We start from the raw sequence: 22724 nt of genomic DNA on the forward strand, positions 1-22724 counted from the left end.
TGAATCATTTGCAGCAGCTTCCCTACGGTAGGATTACCTACATCAGGTGAAAGGGTCAAATCCAAGTTTTCTCAGCCGAAACGGCTCCCCTAGCTTTTTTCTATTTTTTTACTATTATACCGCATTGCCATGTCTTTAGCAAATAATTGTTTTTCTTATACTGAAATGATATACTGATGATAATACAATTCATTCCGTTTTATAGAAAAGGAGATGTGCCTATGAGATCAAACTGCTGGAAAATATGCCTTCTTACGTTGACGCTGGCGGCTTCTTCCTGCTTCGCCGCTCCGGCTTTTGCCGAAAACGGTCGTGATGCAGTCGTTAATGTGACGGGCTATGCCGAAGAACAGGTAAAACCGGACACTGCATACTTGACAATCGGTACGGTAAGCACGGCAAAGGAGGCGGAAAAAGCGCGCCAAGACAATAACCAGACCATGCGTGAAATAAAGAAGTCCGTCGAAGCCCTGGGCATTGCCGAAACGGACATGAAAACGATGAATTTCACGTTGTCTCCCAATTACGACAATAAAGGACAAAAAATTTTGTCTTATACGGTAAATAATATGTTGCAGGTGAAAATTTCCGATTTCGGCATGATTCCCCGCCTGATCACCACAGCCAGTACGTCGGGTGCCAATGAAATTCACAGCCTTTACTTTACCAATGAACACGTCGATGCGCTCCGCGCCGAATTGATCAACCAAGCGATCCGTAACGGGCGGCAAGCTGCAGCGGCCGCCGCGACGGCTGCCGGCAGCCAGCTCGGCGCGATAAAAGAGATTACCGTCAACGGGACTTCGCCGCTATACGAAAATAATTACGCTTCACTGACGGCAGTAGGGGCCAGCGGAGCCAAGGCAGGCGGTTATACGCCGGTTGAAAGCGGAACGAATACGATCAGAGAAACGGTCAGTCTTGTCTATTATTTGCAATAAAGCAGTAAAAAAACCGCCTAAAGGCGGTTTTTTTATTCCCGATAAGAAAGAATAGAAAAGACTTCACGGTTCGGATGACGGCTCTCTTCCAAATAAATGGTTCGTGCCAATTCCTGTTCCAACGCGCTTTTCGTTTTTTTATCACTTAACAGAGCCAGAACGTCTTTGTGCGCGCTGACCAACAGGTCGCCGCTGACCAACCGGTGAGCGACCATATGGCGCAGGCGGCGGACGATCTGTATATAGACGGATTCCGGCGAATAGAGGATGCCGGAACCGCCGCAAATATCGCAAGTTCCGTATTGTACCTGCCGCAATCCTTGGCGTGCCTTTTTCCTTGTGATCTCGACCAAATTCAAAGCCGTCATGCCCAAAACACGTGTTTTGGCACTGTCAAAGGACGTTTCCCGTTCCAAGATGCGGAGGATCTCATCTCGCCGCTCGGCCTTGCTCATATCGATAAAATCAATGATAATGATGCCGCCGATATCGCGAAGACGCAACTGTCGGGCAATTTCAACGGCCGCTTCTTTATTGACGAAAAAGATGGTTTCTTCAAGGGTGCTGTTGCCTGTATACTTACCGCTGTTGACATCAATGACGGTCAACGCTTCCGTATGATCAAAGATCAGCGTGCCGCCCGAAGGAAGCGCTACCTGACGGTCCATCAGCCGGTGCAGTTCTGCCTCAATATCGTACTTTTCAAAAAGCGGCGTCTCCTCCCGATACCAGGAAAGACAACTGCGCTGCATCGTCTCGTTATCGGAAAACACCTGGCATACTCGTTCATAACTGTCTTTGTCGTCAATGATGATCTGTTTCACATCGTGCGTAAAATAATCGCGCACCATGCGCATGACCAAATCGGCTTCCCGATAAAGGAGTTTCGGTTTTTTTGCCAGTTTGTAACGTTCCTGTATACTGGACCATGAGCCTAAAAGATAGCGAATATCCGCAAGCAGCTCCGCCTCTGAAACGCCCTTGGCAACGGTGCGGATAATCAGCCCCATGCCGGTTGGCTTAACCGCTGCCGTAATGCGGCGCAATCGATCGCGTTCACCTTCATCGCGAATCTTCTTCGAAACGCCGATATAATCCACTGTCGGCATGAGTACGGCATAGCGTCCGGCAATGCTGACATTAGCCGTCACCTTGGCGCCTTTCATTGCTTGCTCTTCTTTGATGACCTGAACGAGAATGCTCTGTCCGACGGAAAGATGGGTTTGCTGTATTTCCTCCTTCGTTGCCGCCCGGGGAAAAAGATCGCCTAAATACAGAAAGGCGTTCTTTTTCCTGCCGATATTAACGAAAGTGGCCTGCATGGCCGGCAGGATATTCTGAATGACGCCTTTATAGATGTGATTGACAATATGGGTTTCATCGTGACGTTCAACGGAAAAATCCCGCAAACGGCCGTCTTCGATTACGGCCATTCGCGTTTCTTCCGGTATGACATTGGCAAGTAATATTTTCACAGACGGCACCTCCCGAAAAACGGTCAAATAGAAAATAACGAATAATTAACGCCCTTTTCGCGATGGTATAACGCCGTCCTTCTGGCCAGCATCAACTCTTTATCGATGGGAAAGGAAAACTTTTCCGCCAGTAATTCCCATACCTGCAGCGGTTTTATAGCGCCCTTTTCCGTTTGCAGCACGGCAAAACGGAGAAAGAGCCGCTCCCCTTCCATCCGGCCCTGCAGCGGCTCGATAAGATGCTCTTTTACGTTGATCGTACGCGTTTTATGCGATTTCGGCGATACCTTTTCATAGGTGACCGAGTCAAGGTGATTGAATGTCGCCAGCAATTGTGTCAATTCCGCTGTCGCGACGGGCCGCGTCAGCGGTCCCTGTACTTCGTAAACGGCATAATTGGCCATGGCCATCAACTTCGGCGCCTTGGCATCCATGTAAGCGCCGTCAAGAACGGCAAAACCGTCCGGCGCCTGCTCGTTCATGCGTCGGACGACATCAGCCGCAGCGCATTCCTCCAGCAGCTCCATATCCATGTATTCCGTATCGGCGGAAACGCCGACACCGAGGGCCGAGGCGAAATTGATCTTCATATGCGGATTGAAACCTTCCGAATAAGCGACAGGAAGAGCGGCGCGAATAATGATCAGGCGCACGACGCGGGCAAAGTCCAAATGAGAAAGGAATTGCAGCGCACCGTCCTTTTTAATAGCTAAACGTAGTTTTGCCATGACCGGCACCTTCTTTCCAATCGATAATCTGAACGCCGGCATGGGTACAGACTCCGCAGCCTGTGCAGCGTTCACGTCGACAATCATGCGTCAGTTCGCCGTTCATGGCTTTGCGCCATTCATTTTGCAAAAAAGCTTTAGCGGCGCCGTTCGTCAAATGATCCCACGGTAAGGGCTCATCGAGGCGGCGCTGCCGGGCAGCAAAATAATCGATGTCGACGCCGGCCCTGTCAAAGGCTTGCAGCCAACGCTCATAATCGAATAATTCCGTCCAGCCGTCGAACTTGCAGCCCAGCTTCCAGGCCTCGTAAAGAACCGGACCGAGCCGGCGGTCGCCACGGGCGAAGGCCGCCTCCAAACGGCCGGTCTTGGCGTCGTGATAATGATAGGATATATGCTTGTCACGAATCAGCGATTTGAGGTATTCTTGCTTGCGCCGGATCTCTTCAACGGAACACTGGCCGGCCCATTGAAAAGCGGAGTGGGATTTGGGCACAAAGCTGGAAACGGAAACCGTCACCTTCCCGTTATTCTTTCGAGTCACGCGACGATAGAGATTCAGCACCGTATAAGCCAAATCGGCAATACCTGCCAAGTCTTCGTCCGTTTCCGTCGGCAGACCCATCATAAAGTACAGTTTTACTGTCGACCAACCGTTTTGAAACGCGTTTTCGCAGGCTTTCAGCAAGTCCTCTTCCGTTACCCCTTTATTGATAACATCCCGCAGTCGCTGTGATCCGGCTTCCGGCGCGAAAGTCAAGCCGCTTTTCCGCACTTGCTGTACTTTTTTGGCAATGTCGACAGAAAAGCTGTCTACACGTAAAGACGGCAGACTAACGCTGACCTTCTGATCCTTGAACGCATCCAGGAGCAGATCGACGAGTTCGGACAGACAGGAGTAATCGGCCGAACTAAGACTCATTAAAGATATTTCGTCATAACCGGAGTTGGCAATGATCTCTTTGGCAATGGCCACCAAGCGCTGCGGCGTTTTCTCGCGTACCGGCCGGTAGAGCATGCCGGCCTGACAAAAACGGCAGCCTCTGCTGCAGCCGCGGAAAAGCTCCAGGACAGCGCGGTTGTGAACGATATCGATATTGGGAACGAGCGGTTTTGTCGGATAAAAAACATTCTCTTCATCGGCAATGACACATTTTTCAATCGTCTGCGGCACTCCCTGCTCAGTAGGCACCAACGCTTTGAAATGACCGCCGGCATCGTATTCGTCCCGATAAAAAGCGGGGACGTAATTTCCTTTTTGCCGGGCCAATATCTTCAGCAAGCCTTTTTTTCCGCCTTTTTTCCCTCCCTGCTTCCAGGCGATGATCGTATCGGCCAGGAGCTGCACGGATTCTTCCGATTCACCGATGCAGAAGAGATCTACGTAATCGGCAAGCGGCTCGGCGTTATAAGCACAAGGACCGCCAGCGGCGATAAGCGGCACGTCGTCGCCTCTGTCCTTGGAAAAAAGCGGAATCCCCGCCAGATCGAGCATATTTAAAATATTGGTAAAACTCATTTCATACTGCAAGGTAAAACCTACCAGATCAAAATCGCGGACAGCCGTTTTCGTTTCCAGCGAATACAGCGGATAGCCTTTTTCCCGCATCAGGGCTTCCATATCGGGCCACGGCGCGTAAACGCGTTCCGCTGCCGTATCCGGCCGCTCATTCAACAGTGCGTAAAGAATCCGCAGGCCCAAATGGCTCATGGCTACTTCATAGACGTCGGGAAAACAATAAGCCACAGTCAGGGAGACCTGACTGTGATCTTTGACAACACTGTTCCATTCTCCGCCGACATACCGCGCCGGCTTTGTAACCTTGCTCAAGAGAATCGGATCTATTACTACCTTCTGGGACACGAAGTTCACTCCTCTATAAAAAGATCATCTTTTGCTGGTGCATGTAAATATTCAACAAAAGGCCCAAGCCCATCATATTTGTCGTCAGCGCACTGACGCCGTAACTCATGAAGGGCAGCGGAATGCCCGTAACGGGCATGATGCCGCAGGTCATGCCGACGTTGACGAGTATCTGGAAAGACCACATGGCGATAATGCCCGTCGCCAGCAACATGCCGAAGCTGTCCTTGCAGTCCTTCGCCGTCAGCAGGGCTCGGTAAATCAGAATGAAGTATAAAAAAAGGATAAAGAAACAGCCAAGAAAACCGAGTTCTTCACCGATAACGGAGAAAATGAAATCCGTATGATTTTCAGGCAAAAAATTCAGTTGGCTCTGCGTCCCTTGAAATATTCCCTTGCCGAAGAGCAGGCCCGAACCGATGGCAATTTTCGACTGAATAATGTGATAGCCTGCGCCGAAAGGATCGACATTGGGGTCAAGAAAGACCATGATCCGCGATTTCTGATAATCTTTCATAAAGAACCAACCGACGGGAGCTAAAATCAAAGCGGCAATGCCAACGCGGCGCAGCAACGCGAGATTGATGTTAGCAATAAAAAGCATGCCCAGTGAAATGGCCAAAAACACGAGACTCGTTCCCAGATCGGGCTGCTTCAGTACCAACAAAAAAGGAATTCCTACGAATAAGGCGATCGGAAAAATATCACGGACCGTATTCAACTTGTTTACCTTATCGGACAATACGGCGGCCAGGCAGATGATCATGATCAACTTTGAAAATTCTGACGGCTGAAGCGTAATCGGGCCGACCTGTATCCAACGTTGGGCGCCGAGCGCAGATGTGCCGACGAACATGACGGCAACGAGCATGAGCAGATTGATGATGTACAGCGGTTTATGGAAACGCTTCAACTGCATGTAGTCGAAACGGGCGAAAAACAGAATCAGCAATAAGTTAATGATAAAGGCGACGCCCTGTTTGATGACGAAGTCGTAGTTAAACGCGCCTTTATTAATGTGCGTCGCGCTGCCGATAATGGTAAGGCTGATCGCGACGATTAAAACGCAGACGACAAGGAGGACCTTATCCAAATGCTTCCATTCTCTTTTAAACATACGCAACTCCTATCGACGGAAATGCCGCCATTGTCTTGATTCCGAACGACGGCGGCGCAGTGACAGGCCGCCGCGTTCGCCTTCTTGCCGGGATTCCCGTAGCGCTGCTGTGCGACGCGGCGCCTCGAGCCGGCCGGCGTTTTCCGGCTCTGCCGACGTCTTACCTGTTTCCGTTTCTGCTGCTACTGCCGCCGGCGGCAGATTTTCCGCGACCCGTTTCAATTCGGCGTCGGCCAATGCCCAGATCCGATTCATTTCCGCGATTTCTTCCTGCGTAATTGCCGCGTTATCGCCGGCAAGCTCTTCTCCGTCGCAAGGCAACAACGTTTTCAGATACGTCAGATCAGGTATGCGCCCCTGTGTAATATACGCCGTCGTTTCTTCCATGGCCCGGAAAAACGAATTGGCCGCAGGCACCTCCAACAAGGCGCCGCTTTGAACTGCCTCATGCAACTCGTCATCATGAGGCAGTAATCCGGCAATCCGTTCCGGATTTAAAACGTCGTTCATCTTATCGATAGTAACGAAGCCTCGTGTATTGCCGTAAAAATTATTGAAGAGAACGTCGTAATTAAATTGTTTATGCTTATTGCAAAACTGCATGACGCGGGAAGCGTCGCGCATGGATGCCCACGTCGGCTCAATGATGAAAAAGAGCCGGTCGGCAATGGCTACGGAGTTTTTGTATGCCCGGTCACGACCGGGCGGACAATCGAGAAGCGTATAATCATAGCTCTCGGACAAAGACTCGACGGCGTATTGAAAAGACGGCACATCTACTTTAGCCCAGGTATGCTGTTGGCTGGCTGCCAGAAAATCAAGTCCTTCAGCTACGCTGATCAACGCTTCCTCCCGTCTGCAGCGTTGCTTGATCAGGTCGGAGATGTCAAAAAAAACACTGTCCTGCACACCGAAAGTCAGATCCAGATTGCGCAGACCCATATCGGCATCAATGGCCAGCACCGTAAAACCCTGCCGCTGCAGGGAAACGGCCAGAGAAGCAGTGCATAAAGTTTTACCGACGCCGCCTTTGCCGGAAGCAAGGGCAATAATAGTAGACATGACAAAACTCCTTTCCCTTTTCAGCCCAATTATTCTCCATCGGCCGCACCGGCCGTTTTTTTCTCTTTGCCGTCATCGGCGCCGCTTTCCTTTACCGCCTTGTCCGCGTAAGGGCCAATACGGAAAAACTCTTCCAGCATCGATTTGACGATAGGACCTGCCGTACTGGCGCCGAAGCCGCCCTGTTCGACCAAAACGGCAATGACGATGCGCGGATGATCATAAGGGGCATACGCTACAAACCACGCGTGGTCAGTACCGCTGAAGTTTTCAGCCGTACCGGTTTTGCCGGCTACCTGCACGGGGAAACCGGCAAACAGTGCGCCTGCCGTACCCGATTCTTCCGCAACATTACGCATGCCTTCGCGAACCAGATCGAGCGTCGATTTCGAGACGCTGAGCGTACCGACTTGTTCCGGCGCAAACACCTTATAAGGCGTGCCGTCCAAATTGTCTATCCGGCTGACGATAAACGGTTTATACTGAATACCGCCGTTGGCGACTTCACCGATGATCATCGCCGCCTGCAAAGGCGTGACGAGCTGAAATCCCTGTCCAATAGCCGAGTTGAAGGTATCGCCCAAATACCAGTCCTGATTGAACGTTTTTGTCTTGTAGTCTTCGCTGGCAATCAATCCGGACGCTTCGCCGCGCAGCGCGATACCCGTCTTTTGACCCATGCCGAACATTTTGGCATATTCGGAAAGCTTATCGATACCGACACGACGCCCTAGTTCATAAAAAAACACGTTATCCGACTTTGCCAGCGCTTCCGTAAAATTCAGCCACCCCAACGCTTCGCCGCCGGCATTCCGCATATCGACAAGCCAGTGGCGGCCGGAGTCGTAGATTTTTTCGTCAGGCGTGATTTTTTTCAGCTCCAGTGCTGCCGTACCGGTAATAATCTTGAAAGTCGATCCCGGCGGATATTCACCGGAAATGACTCGGTTCTCCATGGGATGAGCGGGATTATTATTGATCTGTGCCCATTCGGCTTCGGTAATGCCCCGCGTAAACAGATTCGGATTATACGTCGGTCGGCTGGCCATCGCCAGGACGGCGCCCGTATTCGGATCAATGGCGACGGCGGCAATCCCGCTTTTGCCGACACCGTTGGCAAGTTGTACATCCATCGCTGCTTCCAACGCTTTCTGCAGATCCAGATCAAGGGTCAAGTGAATATTTCTACCGGAAACGGGATTCTGTCGTTCCAATTCCTTCACCGGACTGCCCGTAGCATCGACTTCCACCTGTCGGCTGCCGTCCTTGCCGCGCAGCAAATCATCGTAATAACTTTCCAGACCGGCGCGACCGATCTGCGTAAGAGAGGAAACCCCTTCCGCTCCCTGCAACCGCTGTGCTTCTTCTTCGTTGATCTGACCGACATAACCGAAAACCTGCGCGCTCATACCGTTGTACGGATAATACCGAATGGGCTGGACGTCGACGGATATGCCGGGAAGCTCGTTCCGCCGCTCTTCGATCTTGGTTACGATATCCTGCGTCAAATCGGCCGCCAAAACCGTCGGTACGTAGGAATTTTTCACTTTTTCCACTTTATCGCGAATCTGGCTTTCCGGGACTGCCAGCAGCGAGGCCAGGGCTCTGATCTCCCCGTCGGTCATACCGCCGTGCGCCGGCACATAGGTTACCATAAAACTGGGCCGCGACCCGACCAGAATTTCGCCGTTGCGGTCATACATGACGCCGCGCATGGCGGCGATAGGAATAGAGCGCAGCCTGTTACCTTCGGCCAGAGAGTGGTAATAGTTGCCGGCAAAAAGCTGCAAATAAACCAGGCGGAAAATCAACAGGGAAAAAATACCGATGATGATCCAATAAAGATAGCGAAAGCGGCCATCGTCATTCTTTTTTTTCATTAATGCTTCCAGCATGATGTACTACTCCCCACTACGCTATCGATAAGTCATAAATCCATAGGAAAAGGTATCTTCACGGCGAAGCCTACTGATGATGAAATGGACGGGTAATGCCAAAATCCCGTGATAAAGGAGCATGGGAACCGTGTAATACGTCAAATAAACGACACTGTCGATGAATTGGCCGGAAAACCATAGCACCATACAGGTCAGTACCAAGGTCAATTCCGTTGCTCCCAGTGCCAGGAGCAGAATCAGCACATACTGATTTCGTTCAATACTCCTGCCGATCTTACTGCATACTAAAGCGATGATCAGATACGGCAGCAGATGAATGCCGAAAAAATTACCGATGACCACATCTTGGCCAATACCTCCCATGAGAGCCGCAATGATACCGATACGCTGGCCGTGACAAAGGGCCGTTAAAATGACGGCCAAACCGATCAGATTAGGCTGCGTCGTACCGTTGAAAAGCAGGGGAATAACCGTGCTTTGCAAGATAAAGACGATAATGATTGTCAACAGGCATTTTCCCTTCTTCATAGCGCAGCCGCCCCTTTGACCCCTTCCACTTTGTCACGCTTCGTCTGCGGTACAAGCTTCGGCTCAACGCCCGGCTTGTCATAGCTTTGTCCGCTCTGCGCATTGAGGATGACAAAAACTTCTTCCAATTTGGAAAAATCGACGCCCGTTTCGATGACGGCGTATTTGACAAAATCGCTGTCATTTTGATGGATGGACGTAATTTTGCCGATGTAGATTCCTTTCGGATAAATCGAACCGAACCCGGAAGTCACCAGCGTATCACCTTCCAGAATATCGGCATCTTTGGCAATATTGACGAATTGCGGCTCCGTCGGTACGTTGCCGTTTCCGCGAACGACGGAAGATACCCGTGATTCGGGACGCTCGACAATGGCGCCAACGCTGGTCCGCGGATCCGTCATCAGCTGTACCCGGGCGGAATAGTCAAAAGCGTCGGAAATAAAGCCGACAACGCCGTTCGGCGTAATGACGGGCATATTCATCTCCACGCCGTCTTTGCTGCCGGCATTGATGATCAGCGTATTGCTCCATGTACCGTAATCACGTGAAATAACGGAGCTTGCCAATAATTTATACTGGCCGTGCGTATTGCGAAAGTCGAGAAGATCGCGGAGCCGTTTATTTTCCGCCGCCAGTTCATCGTAATCGACGCTGTGTTCTTTCAAGGCGGCATTTTCTTTTTCCAATGCTTCCCATTCGATACGGTTCTTTAAATTGATTTCCACCAAATACGCTGCCGACGAAAATTTATCCATAATCCACGCCGTGCCGTATTCAAAAGGAGCCGCCGCCAGTTGCAGCGGTTTTGTGATGTACGGGAGCGAACTGCGCTGCCGCCAGGCCCAACCGACAACGGCAATGAGGATCAATAAAATGAGAACTGCTGCGACGCTCTTTTTCCCAAACGAAAACACTGTTAAAATCTCCTTCTATAAATGTGCTGTGTTCCCTGAATCAGGGACATCAGTTTTTCTCGTTGACTTAACGCTATACCGGCTCCTCTGGCAACGACTTCCGAAGGATTGCCGACAAGATTGACAGGTACATCCAGCTCTTGCTGCAACAATTGGTCGAGCCCTTTCAGTTGCGACGTTCCGCCGGTAAGATAGATGCCGTTTTCCATGATATCCGCGGCGATTTCCGGCGGTGTTTCCCGCAAAACCGTTTTCGCCAGATCCAAAATTTTTACCAACGGACGGCCTAAAGCCGTGTATATTTCACTGGCCTTGATTTCCAGCTCCTTCTGCAAGCCGTCATCTAATCCCCGCCCTGTAAAATAATAGCTTTTGTCCTCCAGCGGCAGCACAGCCGAACCGTTTTTCGTCTTCATTTCTTCCACTGTCGCATCATCGGTAACGACGGCAAAGGTATCACGCAGATAATCGCGGATCGCATCGTTGAAATCGAGACCGCCCAAATGGATGGACCGGGAAAGCACGATGCCGCCGAGAGAAAGAATGGCGATATTCGTCGTACCGCCGCCGATATCGATGACCATGCTGCCGATAGGATGGTAAATGGGCAGTCCCAAGCCGATGGCGGCGGCCGCCGCCGTTTCAATCAGGTATGCCTCTTTGGCGCCGGCCTGAAAAACGGCTTCCATAACGGCACGTTTCTCCACATTTGAAGCCGACGCCGGCACCCCGACCATGATTCGCAGACGCTGAACGGTCCGAACGCTTTTGCGCAGCAAATATCCGATCATGGCCCGCGTGACGGTATAATCCGAAATGACGCCGTTCACCAGAGGGCGGTGCATGCGGACACTTTGCGGCGATTTCATCAACAACTCGTCGGCAGCCCTGCCGACGGCGACGATCTTATTATTCCGTTCGTCAGTCGCGATGATCGACGGTTCGGAAAGTATAATGCCGCGCCGTTCCACGTAGACTTGCGTCGTCGATGTGCCGAGATCGATTCCTATATTTTTGGTCAAGGGAGAGAAGATAGAAGACATGAGAAATTCCTTCCTAAGCTAATTGCAGTCGTCTTATTATTTTACCACAAACAATGCGTCCAGTGAATAAGCGAACAGGCCGATTTAGTAAAAAAGAGATTCTCCCGCGGCGTGCGGAGAATCCCTTTTTTTGTTAGTTTTTTCCGATCTTGAACCAGGCGGCGTACATTGTCGGCAAAACGAGAAGCGTCAGTACCGTCGCCCCCAGAAGACCGCCGGCGATCGCTACGGCCATCGGCCCCCAAAAGACGCTCCGCATCAACGGGATCATACCCAAGATCGCCGCCATTGCCGTCAACATGATGGGGCGGAAACGCATGATCGCCGAATCGATGACGGCGTCCCACGGACTTTCCCCGGCAGCCATATGCTTATCAATCTGATCAATGAGAATGACCGAGTTGCGAATAATCATGCCGCCCAGGGCCAAGACACCGATATAGGCGACAAAGCCGAGGGATTTGCCGAAAAGCAGCAGGCCGATACTGACACCGATGATCCCCATCGGCGCCGTGATCAGCGTCAGCGCCATCAAGGAAAAGCTGCGCAGTTGGAACATCAACAGAGTCATGATGACCAGGACCATGATCGGCACCGGCTGCAGCAGATAGTCTATCGATTTGCGACTGTTTTCCAGCGCCCCGTCAACTGCCACCGTATAACCGAAGCCCATGGAATCGCGAATATCGGCGATGTCGTCATAGGCTTTCTGCGTTATGTCGTTGGCCGTTCCTGACAGACCGGTTCCCTGAATCGTGATTGTCGGTTTGAGATCGCGGCGCCAAATAATGCCGTCTTCCCCTTCGTAGGAAATCTTTGCCACCTGTTCCAGCGGCACGGTGCCGCCATTACCGACGGTAATCGGAATATCCTTGATTCGCGACAAGTCCGAACGATCGGCACTGCGCAAGCGCAACTGAATCCCGATGGTTCTGTCACCGGCATAATATTCGGCAATAGTCGCGCCAGACAGCTCCGTATACAGCGTTTTGGCAACGTCCTGTCCGGCCAGTCCCAAGGCGCGCAGTTTGTCCTGGTCCAGCGTCAGATGCATGACCTTGCTTTTCTGACTCCAGTTGAGATGAACATTTTGCAGATTCGGATCTTGCGACAATTTTTTTCTGATTGCGGCGGCATAGCCTTTCACCTTATCGATATTGGGACCTGAGACGCGCAGCATGAGGGGATAATTGGAAGGCGGTCCCATTTCGATGAACTTAATATTACCGCGCACATTCGGCTGCTTTTCAGCCATTTCCTCGCCGATCAGCCTGACGAGTTCGGCCCGCGCTTCCGTATCTTTGGCGACGACGACGAACTGAGCGTAATTATCCGTCGGCAGAACAGGCTCCGTCGTCAGGACGAAACGAGGTGCACTTTCACCGACATAATAGGAATACGAGGCGATCTTATCCTGTTGACCGTCCAGATAAGCGGCCAGGACGGCAGCTTCCTTCTGTGACGCTTGCAGCGACGCGCCTTCAGGCAGCCGCATTTCAACGATAACCTCAGGGCGCAGTGACGGCGGAAAAAATTCCTGCGGCACAAATTTCAGTAAAAAAAGGGACCCGGCAAATAGCACGCCTGTACCGATGATGACGCTCTTACGATGCAGCAGGCACCACGTCAGCGTTTTGCGAAACCAGCGGTAAAAAGCGGAACCGTACAGCTCTTTTTCCGTCTCTTCCCGCTTTATCCTGATCAAATAGTATCCGAAAAGAGGCGCAGCCATAACGGAAACGATCCAGGAGATCAAGAGCGCCGCCGTAATGACGGGAAACAGAGCCTTGCAGAACTCTGCAGCGGCTCCCTGGGAAAACGCGACGGGAATGAAGCCGGCGCAGGTGATCAACGTGCCTGTCAGCATCGGTTTTGCCGTCGCCTTGAAAGCGTAACATGCCGCTTCCAGCCGGCCATAGCCCTTCTCCAACTGCACACTCATCATTTCGACGGCAATAATGGCGTCGTCGACCAATAAGCCCAGGGCGACGATAAGGGCGCCTAAAGAGACTTTGTGCAAATCAATGCCGGCGACTTCCATAACGCAGAAAACGCCGGTAAGAACGAGGGGGATGCAGCAGGCTACGACGAGACCGGTGCGGAGACCGAGACTGATGAAGCTGATGAGCAGGACGATGATGATCGCTTCGCGCAGTGAATTGGTAAAATCGCCGATCGCTTCGTCAACGACCTTCGGCTGATCGGAAACCTGCTGCAGCGTCATACCGGCAGGCAGATCTTTTTCGGCTTCGCCGCATAAGCGTTTCAAGTTCTCACCGAGGGTGAGTATATTGCCGCCGTCAGTCATGGAAACGGCAATACCGATCGCCGGCTTGCCGTTAAAATACATTTTCGGTTCCGCCGGTTCGACAAAACGCCGTTCCACCGTAGCAATATCGCCGAGTCGGAAGATTCGGCCGTTACCGTTAATCGGCAAACTGCGAATGGAATCGAGATCCGTGAAAGTTCCGGTAATACGCAGGTACACGTTATCAGATGCCGTTTCCACCATACCGGCAGGCGTCATGGCATTCTGTCCTTTGACGGCGGCGGCAATGGCGCCGGGCGGAATCCCCAGGGAGGCGAGTTTTTCGTTCTCTACTTCGACATATACCTTTTCCGACTGTACGCCCAGCAGTTCCACCTTGCCGACATCCTTTACGCCGAGCATGGCGCGGCGTATCGTTTCCGCTTTCTGACGAAGCTCTTCATAGGAATAGCCGTCGCCGGTAACGGCGTAAACGGAACCGTATACGTCATCGTACCGGTCGTTGAAATAGGGACCGTAAACGCCTTCCGGCAGATCTTTGGCCACGTCGTTCGCCAAATTCCGCACTTCATGCCACGTAGCGCGCACCTTTCCCGTATCGAGTTTATCATCAAGGGTCACGTAAATGACGGCTTGTCCCGCTTTGGAATAACTCTTCAAATAATCGAGGTGCGGCGTATCCTGCAGTTTCTTCTCAAGCTTATCGGTAACCTGCTCTTCCATCTGTTCCGCCGTGGCACCGGGCCAGGAAACGTAAACGACCATTTGCCGCACAGTGTAAGAAGGATCTTCCATGCGGCCCAGTTTCATATAGGAGAAGACGCCGGCAATGGCGATGACGATAATGAAATACCAGACGAGAGCTTTGTTTTTCAATGCCAATTCACTCAGATTTCTCACCCTTCGTCACCTTCCAATCGCACCGGCTGCCCTTCCTGAAGGAGGTGTACGCCGGCGGTGATGACGACGTCGCCGGCAGCGAGACCGGTTACCTGTACGTTATCATCGCCGAAGGAGACGATGGTCACTTTTTTCAGCGTTGCGGCATGATCTTTCGTTACGACCCAAACATAGGGCGTATTTCCTGTCTGATAAATGGCTGACAACGGCAACACGTAAGCTGTCGTATCGGGCGTTTCTCCCTTGGCCGTTACCGTAGCCGTCATGCCGAGCCGCATTCCCTGCGGCGGCGACGGCAAAGAAACCGTGACGGTATACGTCCGCGTCACACTGTCCGCCATCGGCGCCACTTCGCGGACGATCCCCTGCGCCGATTGCTGCTGCAGGGCCCAGAAGGAAACGGTTACTTCTTTTCCGGCGCGGAAATCATCGACATGATTTTCAGGAACGTGAATTTCAACCTCCAAGTCACCGGAATGGACCAAGGTCAATACCGGCTGACCGGCGGCGGCCACCTGGCCGACTTCGCCGCTGACGGCGGCAATAACGCCGTCCGCATCGGCAGTCAACGCCGTATAAGAGAGTTGATTCTGCTGGGACTGGGCCTGCGCCGCAGCCTGACGATACTGGGCCGCGGCCTGATCATAGGCTGTTTGATACTGATCAAGCTGCGCCGCGCTGACGGCATTCTGCGTATACAGGGCCTGGTATCTGGCCAAATTGGATGCCGCCAGATCATATTGGGCTTGTGCCGCCGCCGTGACGGCAGCAGCCTGGTTGACACCTTGCTGTACGTCTTTCGGATCGACGGTCATCAAGACTTCGCCGCTGTGGACTACGCTGCCGAGTTGCACATTGCGAGACGTGATCCGGCCGCTGACTTGAAACGAAAGGTTACTTTCATACCGGCCCTTTACTACGCCGGCATAATCGGCCGCAGTCGCACCGCTTTTCGTGCCGACCGTTTCCGTACGTACAAGCAGCGGTTTCTCCGCAGCCTGCTGTTCATTGCCGCAACCGGCGAGCGCTGCCGACAGACAAAGCGCCAGAACGACGGCGCCGGCATATACGTGTTTATTCATAGTGCATCACCTTCATCACTTTCCTTTAAATTCAGATCGGCTTCCGCAGCGTTTTTCGTCACTTCCCGCAAGTCGTCCAACATCCGTTGCAAATCCGTTTCGCTCATGGTAACCGTAATGCGTTTCAGCCATTGCAGCACGACATCATGGAATACAGCCTCGATATTTCTGGCTTTGACCGTCAGACGGATCGTCTTTTGCCGTTTGTCCCGCTCGCCTTTGAGTCGGTAAAGATAGCCTTTTTCTTCAAGCGATTTCAGACCGCGGGCCACCATAGCCTTGTCGATATAGAGCAAGGCCGCCAATTCATCCTGTGTAATCCCTTCCGTCACGTAAAGCTGTTCCAGCAGTACGTATTCCGAATAGGAAATTCGCCATTGCCGGCAGCAGTTCGTAATATACAGCTGCGTCCTTCGATTCAAAATACCGAAGTTACGGCCGACACTCATGCAATCCATTATGTATCCCTCTTTTGTTAGTTGATTCGATCAACAATATGCTATGAAAAGTATACCAGACTTTATGTCGTTCTGCAACAAAAAAGGAAGTCTCTTTAGAGAAAAGAAACTTCCTTTTCTTTATACCGGCAATTTATATAACCGTTTCGCCGTTTCATAGAAAACGGTATTCCACTCGCTTTCCGGTACAATTTCTTGGGTAAAGGAAATATAATCGCCAAGATTGGCTAAAGGCCAATCCGTACCGAACATGAAACGATCGTAGCAGTCCAGATATTCGAGCCAATTGCGCAACAGCTCCAGATAGCCTCTTTTCTTTTTGAAGAAGGCAGCCCGATCAGCCATCTTTCCTTCCAGCAGTCCTGACAGATCGGCAGCGACATTGCCATTCTTTTCCATGACGGCAATCGCATCCTGAAGGAAGGGGTTACCTAAATGGCACATGACAAACTGCACATCCGGATACTTGACGGCCGCCTCGTCAAGCGTCAGCGGTTGGCTGTATTTTAAAAGAGCCCGCGACGTCGCCGTCAAGCCCGTGTGAATGGCGACAGGTTTGTCGTATTTTCTTGCCAGCTGATAAAAGGGATCGAGAAAATCATCGTAAACGTAAAAATGATTATATCCGGGATACAACTTGATACCGACACAAGACGGCCGTTTCAAATTTTCTTCGACGAGAACCGCCTGCTCCGCCAGGGAACGGGTATCCGTATCCATATGGTCCAATCCGATACAATAACTCATAAAATCAGGATAGTGATGATCTTCCGGATACAACGATCTGTTGCTCATGACAACGCCGTGAATAATGCCGTTTTCCGCATATGCCCGGCGCAAATGATCGGCAGAATTGACATGACCTGCCGCAACGGCAAGTTCATCAAAGCCGGGAAAATCACTGAAATGGAAATGACTGTCTATAATTTTCATTAATTCCTACTCCCCCTATATACCTGTACGCTATGTATCATACCACAGTTTCTACAGCTGCGCATCCCTCCAATCTGCAGCTGCCGCAGTACAGAGCTGGAAGCTTATCATGCCATCGACGGCGAAAGAAAAAGAGAGCCGCATAAATGCAACTCTCTTCTAATCATGAATAATGTTTTACCTTCCTGTCGAAATACTATGCCTTGGCGGCAACCGTATTGCGGTCTGCCGTCAACTGCTGGACTAAAGCCGTCAATTGTTGAACCTGCCCCCTTTAATTCTGCAATTTCTTTGGCCATTTCTTTTTTAGATGTGGAAACATGGTTACCGCGCCCCAGTTTCCAGGAAACGCCGGCATTAATCATATTCTCACCGCCGCCGAAGCTGCCGCCGACACTGAACATCGTATCTTCGTCCGGCCGGTAAAAAGCGCCTACCGCCACGGCGTTGGCTCCTGCGTAATTGCCGTATCCCGCTGCGAAGTCCCATTTATCATCGGCATCAAAATCCAGCGGATGCAATGCCGCAAGTGCCGCCGCCCCGGCCCCTGCACGATCAACACGCGTGCCGATCGCGTTGAGTTTATTGTCGATTTCACCGAATGAGCGCTTTACCTGTCCCACAGTGGCCGCATCGCTGTCGCTCGTACCGTCGGCAAGGTTATGTATAGCCGTCTGTCCCGCATCGATCCCCGTGTCTTTATCTATCGTCATCTTCCCGACTTTCAGCGTATCCGTTTCGACACTCGTATCCGTGATCTCCGTGGAGTTTTGTCCTACTTCCAGCTTATCCACCTTGAGAAAAGTAAGCCCTGTGATTTCTTTCGCCAGTTTAACTTTCAGTTCGCCGTTTTCCGATATGACGCCGATATTATTGTCCGAAAGTTCACCAGTCGCGCCGCCTGTTACTTTCAGCGTACTTCCCAAATCCTGATGAATCACCGCTCCCTTGTCGCCGGCATAGTTCGTCCCTTTTGGATCTGCTGCCCGGCCATATCTACAGCCGTCTTGGTCACCGTCGGACCGCCGGTAACGGTCATTCCTTCAGAGGTGACGGCCGTAGCTCCGACGCGTACAGACTTGCTCGTGATCCCTTCCGTATTGATGACCGTATTCCCCGTTTTTATGCTCCCGTCCGTTCCGAGATCAATCGTTTTATTCAAATTGACCTGTATCCCTGACTCCGTCGCTTTCGTCGTAATATTGGCGTCACCCGTAACGGTAATGGCCGTACCCAGTTTTCTGTCGACACGGCCAGTATCACCGGTAAAGGTCATCGTTTCATTATTTACGGCAGTGATCGAGTTGTTTAATGCGGCGGCGACGGCATACAGCTGACTGCCGTTGACGGCATCCGTTGACGCGCTGCTGATAAGGCCAGGTGCTACATTTTGAATCCGGCGTGTCTGCGTAGCGGACCCGACGGAAACAACGCCGACGACGTCGTCACCGCCGGCAAAACGTAACGTCTTCCCGCTTATCGTATCATGGGTATAAGTCTTATCGCTTCCTTCGGTCGTGATATCCTTCGCCACATAAGCGGAACCGTCTCCGAGAAATACGGAAGAGGCCGTTGTATTCGTTACATTATTTCCGAAGACAAACGTATTGTCTGTCGTTACGGTGTTATTGTTCCCCACTGCATAGGAACCGCTGCCACTGACAAGACTCGGATCGCCGATTGCCCCGGAACCGCTGCCGGAAACGGTATTGCCCGTACCGATAGAAATAGACTTCGCGCCCGTCGCCTGTGCGCCGGTACCGATGGCGATGGCTTGATTGTCGGTCGCCGCCGAATTATGACCGATACTGACGGTTTCGTTGATACCGTTTAAAGCGGTCCCGGAATCGGAAGAACCAAGCACGATATTGTGAGACGTCGTTCCGGCCAGCTTATGATTATCTCCGAAAAGGATATCTTTTGTTCCTTGTTCTATCGTATTGCCCGATCCGATAGCCGTATTGCCTTCATGTCCGGAAATATGATTATTGTTGCCGACGGAAAAACCGTCGTCAGAAGCAATGGTATTGTCATTCCCTACGGCATAAGAACCTGCTCCGGAGATAGTCGTGACGCCGTCGTCAGTACCGATTCCGAATACGCCTGACTTTTTCGCCGTAGAGGCCAACTTGTTATAGGAGCCTACTGCAAGACCATATTCGGCATCATTCATGATACCGTGACCGATGCCCAAACCGAACTGCTTGCTGATTATCGAATTGGATCCGACAGCGACTACATTGCTGGCGACTACGTTATTATTCTGGAAATTACCAAGAATGACGTCCATGTTTCCGCCGGTATGATTTCCGGCTTGTGTTCCCATGATGATAGAGTTGGAAAGAGGTGTATTGTCTGCATTGACGCCTGCGCTGGATCCTGCTACAGTCCCCAAAATGATATTGCCGGATCCCCGCATTCCCCAACCGGCACGAGTTCCTAAAGCCACGTTGCTCGAACCCCTGAGTCCCTGCAGCGCGCCGGATCCGATGGCGGAGTTCCCGCCGGACGCATAGAAATCAGAAATAACCTTGGGCGCATTGGCTAAATCCTCAGCACCATTTAAGGCATTCAGACCGATGGCGATATTTTGACTTGTCTTGGTATTATTATTTGCCCATCTCCCAATGGAAACATTTTCTTCTCCGCTGAGATTCTGTCCTGATTCTGAACCAAAAGCGAAGTTGTAATAGCCGCTGGAGCCCTTTCCGACTTCATTTCCGACAGAAACGGAACTGTAACCGGCAGCGGTAGCGGCCGAGCCGATGGCGACGGCTGAGGCGCCTGTAGCTATGCCGCGTACGGGACTCATCGGATGTCCTTGAACCGTCTGTGCATTCGTCCCGATGGCAATGCTGTTATCACCGGTTGCGTCTGCGTTATAACCGATCATGACTGTATTATTTACATTTACCGCATGCCCTTTGACCGGTACTGTTTCCGTTACCGTATACGGAATATCTTCCGGTATGATCTCACCGGTATCGTTATTTTTTACTGTAATCGTATAGTGCTTCGTAACCGTAGTTTCTTTTGAGGCCATCGAACCGATGACTACATTGTTTTTACCGCCAGACATTTCGTGGTAATCTCCGATGACGACATCCGAAGAGGACGCGGACAGCGTATTCCCCGTACCTACGACGGATACGTGATTGATATTGACGCCTTTGTTGGCATAACCGGTTATCGTATTATTGAAACTCGTCCGATCGGCAGTACCGCTGACCACGTTTCCAGCGCCGATCAATTGAGAGTCGACAGCGTAGTCCGACGTATTTCCATTCCCCAAAGCAACGACGGAACCACCGCTGGTCGACAGATAGGTACCCATTGTGGAAAGGAGATCGTCGTAACTGATGTTATCCTTGTCAAGGGCATAATACTGTCCCAAAGAAAGATTCCCTTGCCAATACCATCCCATAGGCAGTCCTGAGCCATCCGCAGCCAGCACGGATTTCCCGTAAGAATGCGTAACTTTGTTTCCGGCTCCCATAATAACGGCGCCATTGGCATTTTCCGTTTTATTGACTGCGCCGACAATGCTATTTGCCGTTCCGTCAAAATCCGTCTGGCTGCCGCCGGACGCGACTTGATTCAAGGCTCCGTAAACAGAGGCAAGATAGCCGTCAGTACTATAGTCGCCGCCTTCCACAACGGATTTAATCCCGGTCACCGTTTCCTGCCATCCATCCGCCTTGGACCGATCCCCGACCACGACGTTCATGCCGCCGCCGTTAATCCCTCTGCTGTGAGCGTGATAACCGATGACGACGCTGTCCCCGCCTTGCCCCGCTTCTTTGACCGCCGCATCTGCCGCCTCATCTGCGTTCATGGACCCGATGACAATCGTATCCCGAGGGGCGCCAAGCGTTTGATTATCACCGATAACGATGCCGGTGCTGGCACTGGCAAGCTTATTATTATTGCCGATAACCGTAACCGTTTGTGTCAAATCGGGCCATGGGTCATTATCATCGGCAACGTTCCCATGGCCGATGATTGTATCCGCCGCATTCGTATGAGGCCGGTTTTTGATGGTATTATCAGTGCCGATCAGGTTGGCGCCTGTCGTCGTGCTGACTGCATTGCCGCTGCCGACAAGCAAAATGGCATCAGAATTGGTGCTGATGCTATTCGCCCCTGTCGTTGTTCCCGTTCCTACCGTAAAATTTTCAGCGCCGGCAGTCGATGCCGTCAACATAAGCACCGTTAAGAATAGCGCTGCAGAAACCCCTTTTTTGCCGCTTCGTTTCTTTGCGCTGTTTTTCACAATCTCAGCGACAACAACATAGCTGTTTTTTACGTTGCTCCAGATTACACGATAAAAATGATTCATTGATTGATGCCCCCAAATCCCCGCTTCGTTAAATAATACTTACCATTTTTTATCCAAAATAACATAACATAACATTTATGAATAGTTTTGTCCAGTAGTTACAGTTAAGACGAAATCTTTTTTAGACTTTAATCGCTGCAGGCTTTTATAATTATGTTAAAACATGAACATATTGTCATTGGATTGATAAGTGCATTATCTTCATTTATAAAATCATAAATACATTTTCTCTTTTCCTTGGAAATCACGTCTTTTCTCAACAGTGAAACGTCTAGAGAATATTCCGTTCAAAAAAAAACAGCAATTATGCACACTGTTTCTTTGAGAAAATTATTTACCTATATACTTAATTTTTTGTTTTTCATCCATATCTAAATTTTATCAATAATTGTAAAATTTTTATAATTGTTGCAGTTAATAATTTTTTCCGCTTTTCAAAACTATCTGTGTATCATCCCAAAAAATAATTCTCCCTTAATTTTTCTGACGCACAAAAAAAGAACCTGCCGCCATTCCCGACAGGTTCTTTTATGCATTCGTCTTTGGCAAGACTGGCAATGCCCAAAAAAGTTAGGCCATACCCACTCACGTATTTTGCACCAGCATCGAACAGTCTAAAGTCGACGATATCACCTGATCAGCAGATCATCATATTCGCGGTGGCGCTGCAACCAGGCGGCGGCATAGGAGCAGGTAACCTTCGTCTTTTCTCCGGCGCCGCGGATTTGCTCGACAGCAGCGCGGACCAATTTGCCGGCTACGCCTTGACCGCGCAGCGAGTCGTCGACAAAGGTATGCGTTATCGTACGTTCGCCGTCGCCGTTCTTCGGAAAATCGATTTCTGCAATCGTTATTCCTTTTTCGTCAGTAAGCCAGATTTTATCTTCACTATAGTGAAAGTCCATCGTATATTCCTCCTTAATAAAAAAACTCTCCTTTAATCCTATACCGAAAAGGAGAGTTTTTCAATATGCAAATACTATTTTTCGACAGTCGAGCGGGACAGGTGCTTGGCCCCGTGCGATGCGCAGCCGCTGCAGCCTCCTTTTGAGCCGCTGCAGCAGGAACAACCTGCCGTACCGCGCAACAGCGCGCGAAGATGACGGATGCCGTAAACGGCTAAGGCAATGGCGGCGATAATAACGATAAGCAGTGCAGGACTCATATTTC

The 22724-nt window shown here is 51.0% G+C and carries 18 protein-coding genes and 1 riboswitch; of the genes, 1 reads left to right on the forward strand and 17 read right to left on the reverse strand.

Going from position 1 to position 22724, the window contains the following annotated elements; all coding sequences use genetic code 11:
- Nucleotides 1–2 precede the first annotated feature (2 nt).
- A riboswitch (TPP riboswitch) is annotated at nucleotides 3–101 on the reverse strand.
- A gap of 120 nt (nucleotides 102–221) precedes the next feature.
- Nucleotides 222–941, forward strand: a complete 720-nt coding sequence (locus C0977_RS09205; protein WP_023054095.1) for an SIMPL domain-containing protein — start codon at nucleotides 222–224, stop codon at nucleotides 939–941.
- Between the two features lie 32 nt (nucleotides 942–973).
- On the opposite strand, the gene C0977_RS09210 is transcribed toward C0977_RS09205, so the two are convergent.
- The 17 genes from C0977_RS09210 to C0977_RS09290 all read right to left on the reverse strand — a co-directional run bounded on the left by C0977_RS09210 (nucleotide 974) and on the right by C0977_RS09290 (nucleotide 22719).
- Entirely contained in the window at nucleotides 974–2416 is a 1443-nt protein-coding gene (locus C0977_RS09210; RefSeq protein WP_101913184.1) for an Rne/Rng family ribonuclease, read from the reverse strand.
- 23 nt (nucleotides 2417–2439) lie between these two features.
- On the reverse strand, nucleotides 2440–3144 hold the full coding sequence (locus C0977_RS09215) for a TIGR03936 family radical SAM-associated protein (RefSeq protein WP_101913185.1): 705 nt from the start codon (nucleotides 3142–3144) through the stop codon (nucleotides 2440–2442).
- Nucleotides 3119–5008: a TIGR03960 family B12-binding radical SAM protein gene (locus tag C0977_RS09220; protein WP_101913186.1), complete on the reverse strand. Its 1890-nt coding sequence runs from the start codon at nucleotides 5006–5008 to the stop codon at nucleotides 3119–3121. The genes C0977_RS09215 and C0977_RS09220 overlap by 26 nt, the downstream gene beginning before the upstream one ends.
- Nucleotides 5009–5021: 13 nt before the next feature.
- Complete coding sequence (gene rodA / locus C0977_RS09225; protein ID WP_101913187.1) at nucleotides 5022–6125, reverse strand: rod shape-determining protein RodA; 1104 nt, start codon at nucleotides 6123–6125, stop codon at nucleotides 5022–5024.
- Between the two features lie 9 nt (nucleotides 6126–6134).
- Nucleotides 6135–7187: an AAA family ATPase gene (locus C0977_RS09230; protein ID WP_101913188.1), complete on the reverse strand. Its 1053-nt coding sequence runs from the start codon at nucleotides 7185–7187 to the stop codon at nucleotides 6135–6137.
- A 29-nt stretch (nucleotides 7188–7216) separates the two neighbouring features.
- On the reverse strand, nucleotides 7217–9082 hold the full coding sequence (gene mrdA, locus C0977_RS09235; RefSeq protein ID WP_023054125.1) for a penicillin-binding protein 2: 1866 nt from the start codon (nucleotides 9080–9082) through the stop codon (nucleotides 7217–7219).
- 21 nt (nucleotides 9083–9103) lie between these two features.
- Entirely contained in the window at nucleotides 9104–9613 is a 510-nt protein-coding gene (gene mreD / locus C0977_RS09240) for a rod shape-determining protein MreD (protein ID WP_023054138.1), read from the reverse strand.
- Nucleotides 9610–10530: a rod shape-determining protein MreC gene (gene mreC, locus C0977_RS09245; RefSeq protein ID WP_023054099.1), complete on the reverse strand. Its 921-nt coding sequence runs from the start codon at nucleotides 10528–10530 to the stop codon at nucleotides 9610–9612. The genes mreD and mreC overlap by 4 nt, the downstream gene beginning before the upstream one ends.
- 2 nt (nucleotides 10531–10532) lie before the next feature.
- On the reverse strand, nucleotides 10533–11573 hold the full coding sequence (locus C0977_RS09250) for a rod shape-determining protein (RefSeq protein ID WP_023054103.1): 1041 nt from the start codon (nucleotides 11571–11573) through the stop codon (nucleotides 10533–10535).
- Nucleotides 11574–11706: 133 nt separating this feature from the next.
- Nucleotides 11707–14742: an efflux RND transporter permease subunit gene (locus tag C0977_RS09255; RefSeq protein ID WP_101913189.1), complete on the reverse strand. Its 3036-nt coding sequence runs from the start codon at nucleotides 14740–14742 to the stop codon at nucleotides 11707–11709.
- Nucleotides 14739–15824, reverse strand: coding sequence for an efflux RND transporter periplasmic adaptor subunit (locus C0977_RS09260; protein WP_023054071.1), 1086 nt, complete (start codon nucleotides 15822–15824; stop codon nucleotides 14739–14741). The genes C0977_RS09255 and C0977_RS09260 overlap by 4 nt, the downstream gene beginning before the upstream one ends.
- Complete coding sequence (locus C0977_RS09265; protein WP_023054129.1) at nucleotides 15821–16282, reverse strand: MarR family winged helix-turn-helix transcriptional regulator; 462 nt, start codon at nucleotides 16280–16282, stop codon at nucleotides 15821–15823. Before C0977_RS09265 ends, C0977_RS09260 begins: the two co-directional genes overlap by 4 nt.
- Nucleotides 16283–16402: 120 nt before the next feature.
- Nucleotides 16403–17215 carry an amidohydrolase family protein gene (locus C0977_RS09270; RefSeq protein WP_023054076.1) on the reverse strand — a complete coding sequence of 271 codons (813 nt, stop codon included), beginning with the start codon at nucleotides 17213–17215 and terminating at the stop codon, nucleotides 16403–16405.
- A gap of 107 nt (nucleotides 17216–17322) precedes the next feature.
- Nucleotides 17323–18156, reverse strand: coding sequence for a YadA-like family protein (locus tag C0977_RS09275; RefSeq protein ID WP_234987635.1), 834 nt, complete (start codon nucleotides 18154–18156; stop codon nucleotides 17323–17325).
- On the reverse strand, nucleotides 18153–21554 hold the full coding sequence (locus C0977_RS09280; protein WP_101913190.1) for an ESPR-type extended signal peptide-containing protein: 3402 nt from the start codon (nucleotides 21552–21554) through the stop codon (nucleotides 18153–18155). The genes C0977_RS09275 and C0977_RS09280 overlap by 4 nt, the downstream gene beginning before the upstream one ends.
- A 629-nt stretch (nucleotides 21555–22183) precedes the next feature.
- Nucleotides 22184–22501: a GNAT family N-acetyltransferase gene (locus tag C0977_RS09285; protein ID WP_306306243.1), complete on the reverse strand. Its 318-nt coding sequence runs from the start codon at nucleotides 22499–22501 to the stop codon at nucleotides 22184–22186.
- A gap of 32 nt (nucleotides 22502–22533) precedes the next feature.
- Nucleotides 22534–22719, reverse strand: coding sequence for a FeoB-associated Cys-rich membrane protein (locus tag C0977_RS09290; protein ID WP_101913191.1), 186 nt, complete (start codon nucleotides 22717–22719; stop codon nucleotides 22534–22536).
- Between the last annotated feature and the right edge of the window lie 5 nt (nucleotides 22720–22724).

The sequence above is a fragment of the Megasphaera vaginalis (ex Bordigoni et al. 2020) genome (genome assembly GCF_900240295.1).
Taxonomy (GTDB): domain Bacteria; phylum Bacillota; class Negativicutes; order Veillonellales; family Megasphaeraceae; genus Megasphaera; species Megasphaera vaginalis.

Coding starts and splice junctions, on each gene's coding strand:
- C0977_RS09205 (WP_023054095.1), top strand. CDS start 222: ATGAGATCAAACTGCTGGAAAATATGCCTTCTTACGTTGACGCTGGCG.
- C0977_RS09270 (WP_023054076.1), bottom strand. CDS start 17,215: ATGAAAATTATAGACAGTCATTTCCATTTCAGTGATTTTCCCGGCTTT.
- rodA (WP_101913187.1), bottom strand. CDS start 6,125: ATGTTTAAAAGAGAATGGAAGCATTTGGATAAGGTCCTCCTTGTCGTC.
- C0977_RS09280 (WP_101913190.1), bottom strand. CDS start 21,554: ATGAATCATTTTTATCGTGTAATCTGGAGCAACGTAAAAAACAGCTAT.
- C0977_RS09250 (WP_023054103.1), bottom strand. CDS start 11,573: ATGTCTTCTATCTTCTCTCCCTTGACCAAAAATATAGGAATCGATCTC.
- C0977_RS09265 (WP_023054129.1), bottom strand. CDS start 16,282: ATGGATTGCATGAGTGTCGGCCGTAACTTCGGTATTTTGAATCGAAGG.
- mreD (WP_023054138.1), bottom strand. CDS start 9,613: ATGAAGAAGGGAAAATGCCTGTTGACAATCATTATCGTCTTTATCTTG.
- C0977_RS09215 (WP_101913185.1), bottom strand. CDS start 3,144: ATGGCAAAACTACGTTTAGCTATTAAAAAGGACGGTGCGCTGCAATTC.
- C0977_RS09230 (WP_101913188.1), bottom strand. CDS start 7,187: ATGTCTACTATTATTGCCCTTGCTTCCGGCAAAGGCGGCGTCGGTAAA.
- C0977_RS09260 (WP_023054071.1), bottom strand. CDS start 15,824: ATGAATAAACACGTATATGCCGGCGCCGTCGTTCTGGCGCTTTGTCTG.
- C0977_RS09290 (WP_101913191.1), bottom strand. CDS start 22,719: ATGAGTCCTGCACTGCTTATCGTTATTATCGCCGCCATTGCCTTAGCC.
- mrdA (WP_023054125.1), bottom strand. CDS start 9,082: ATGCTGGAAGCATTAATGAAAAAAAAGAATGACGATGGCCGCTTTCGC.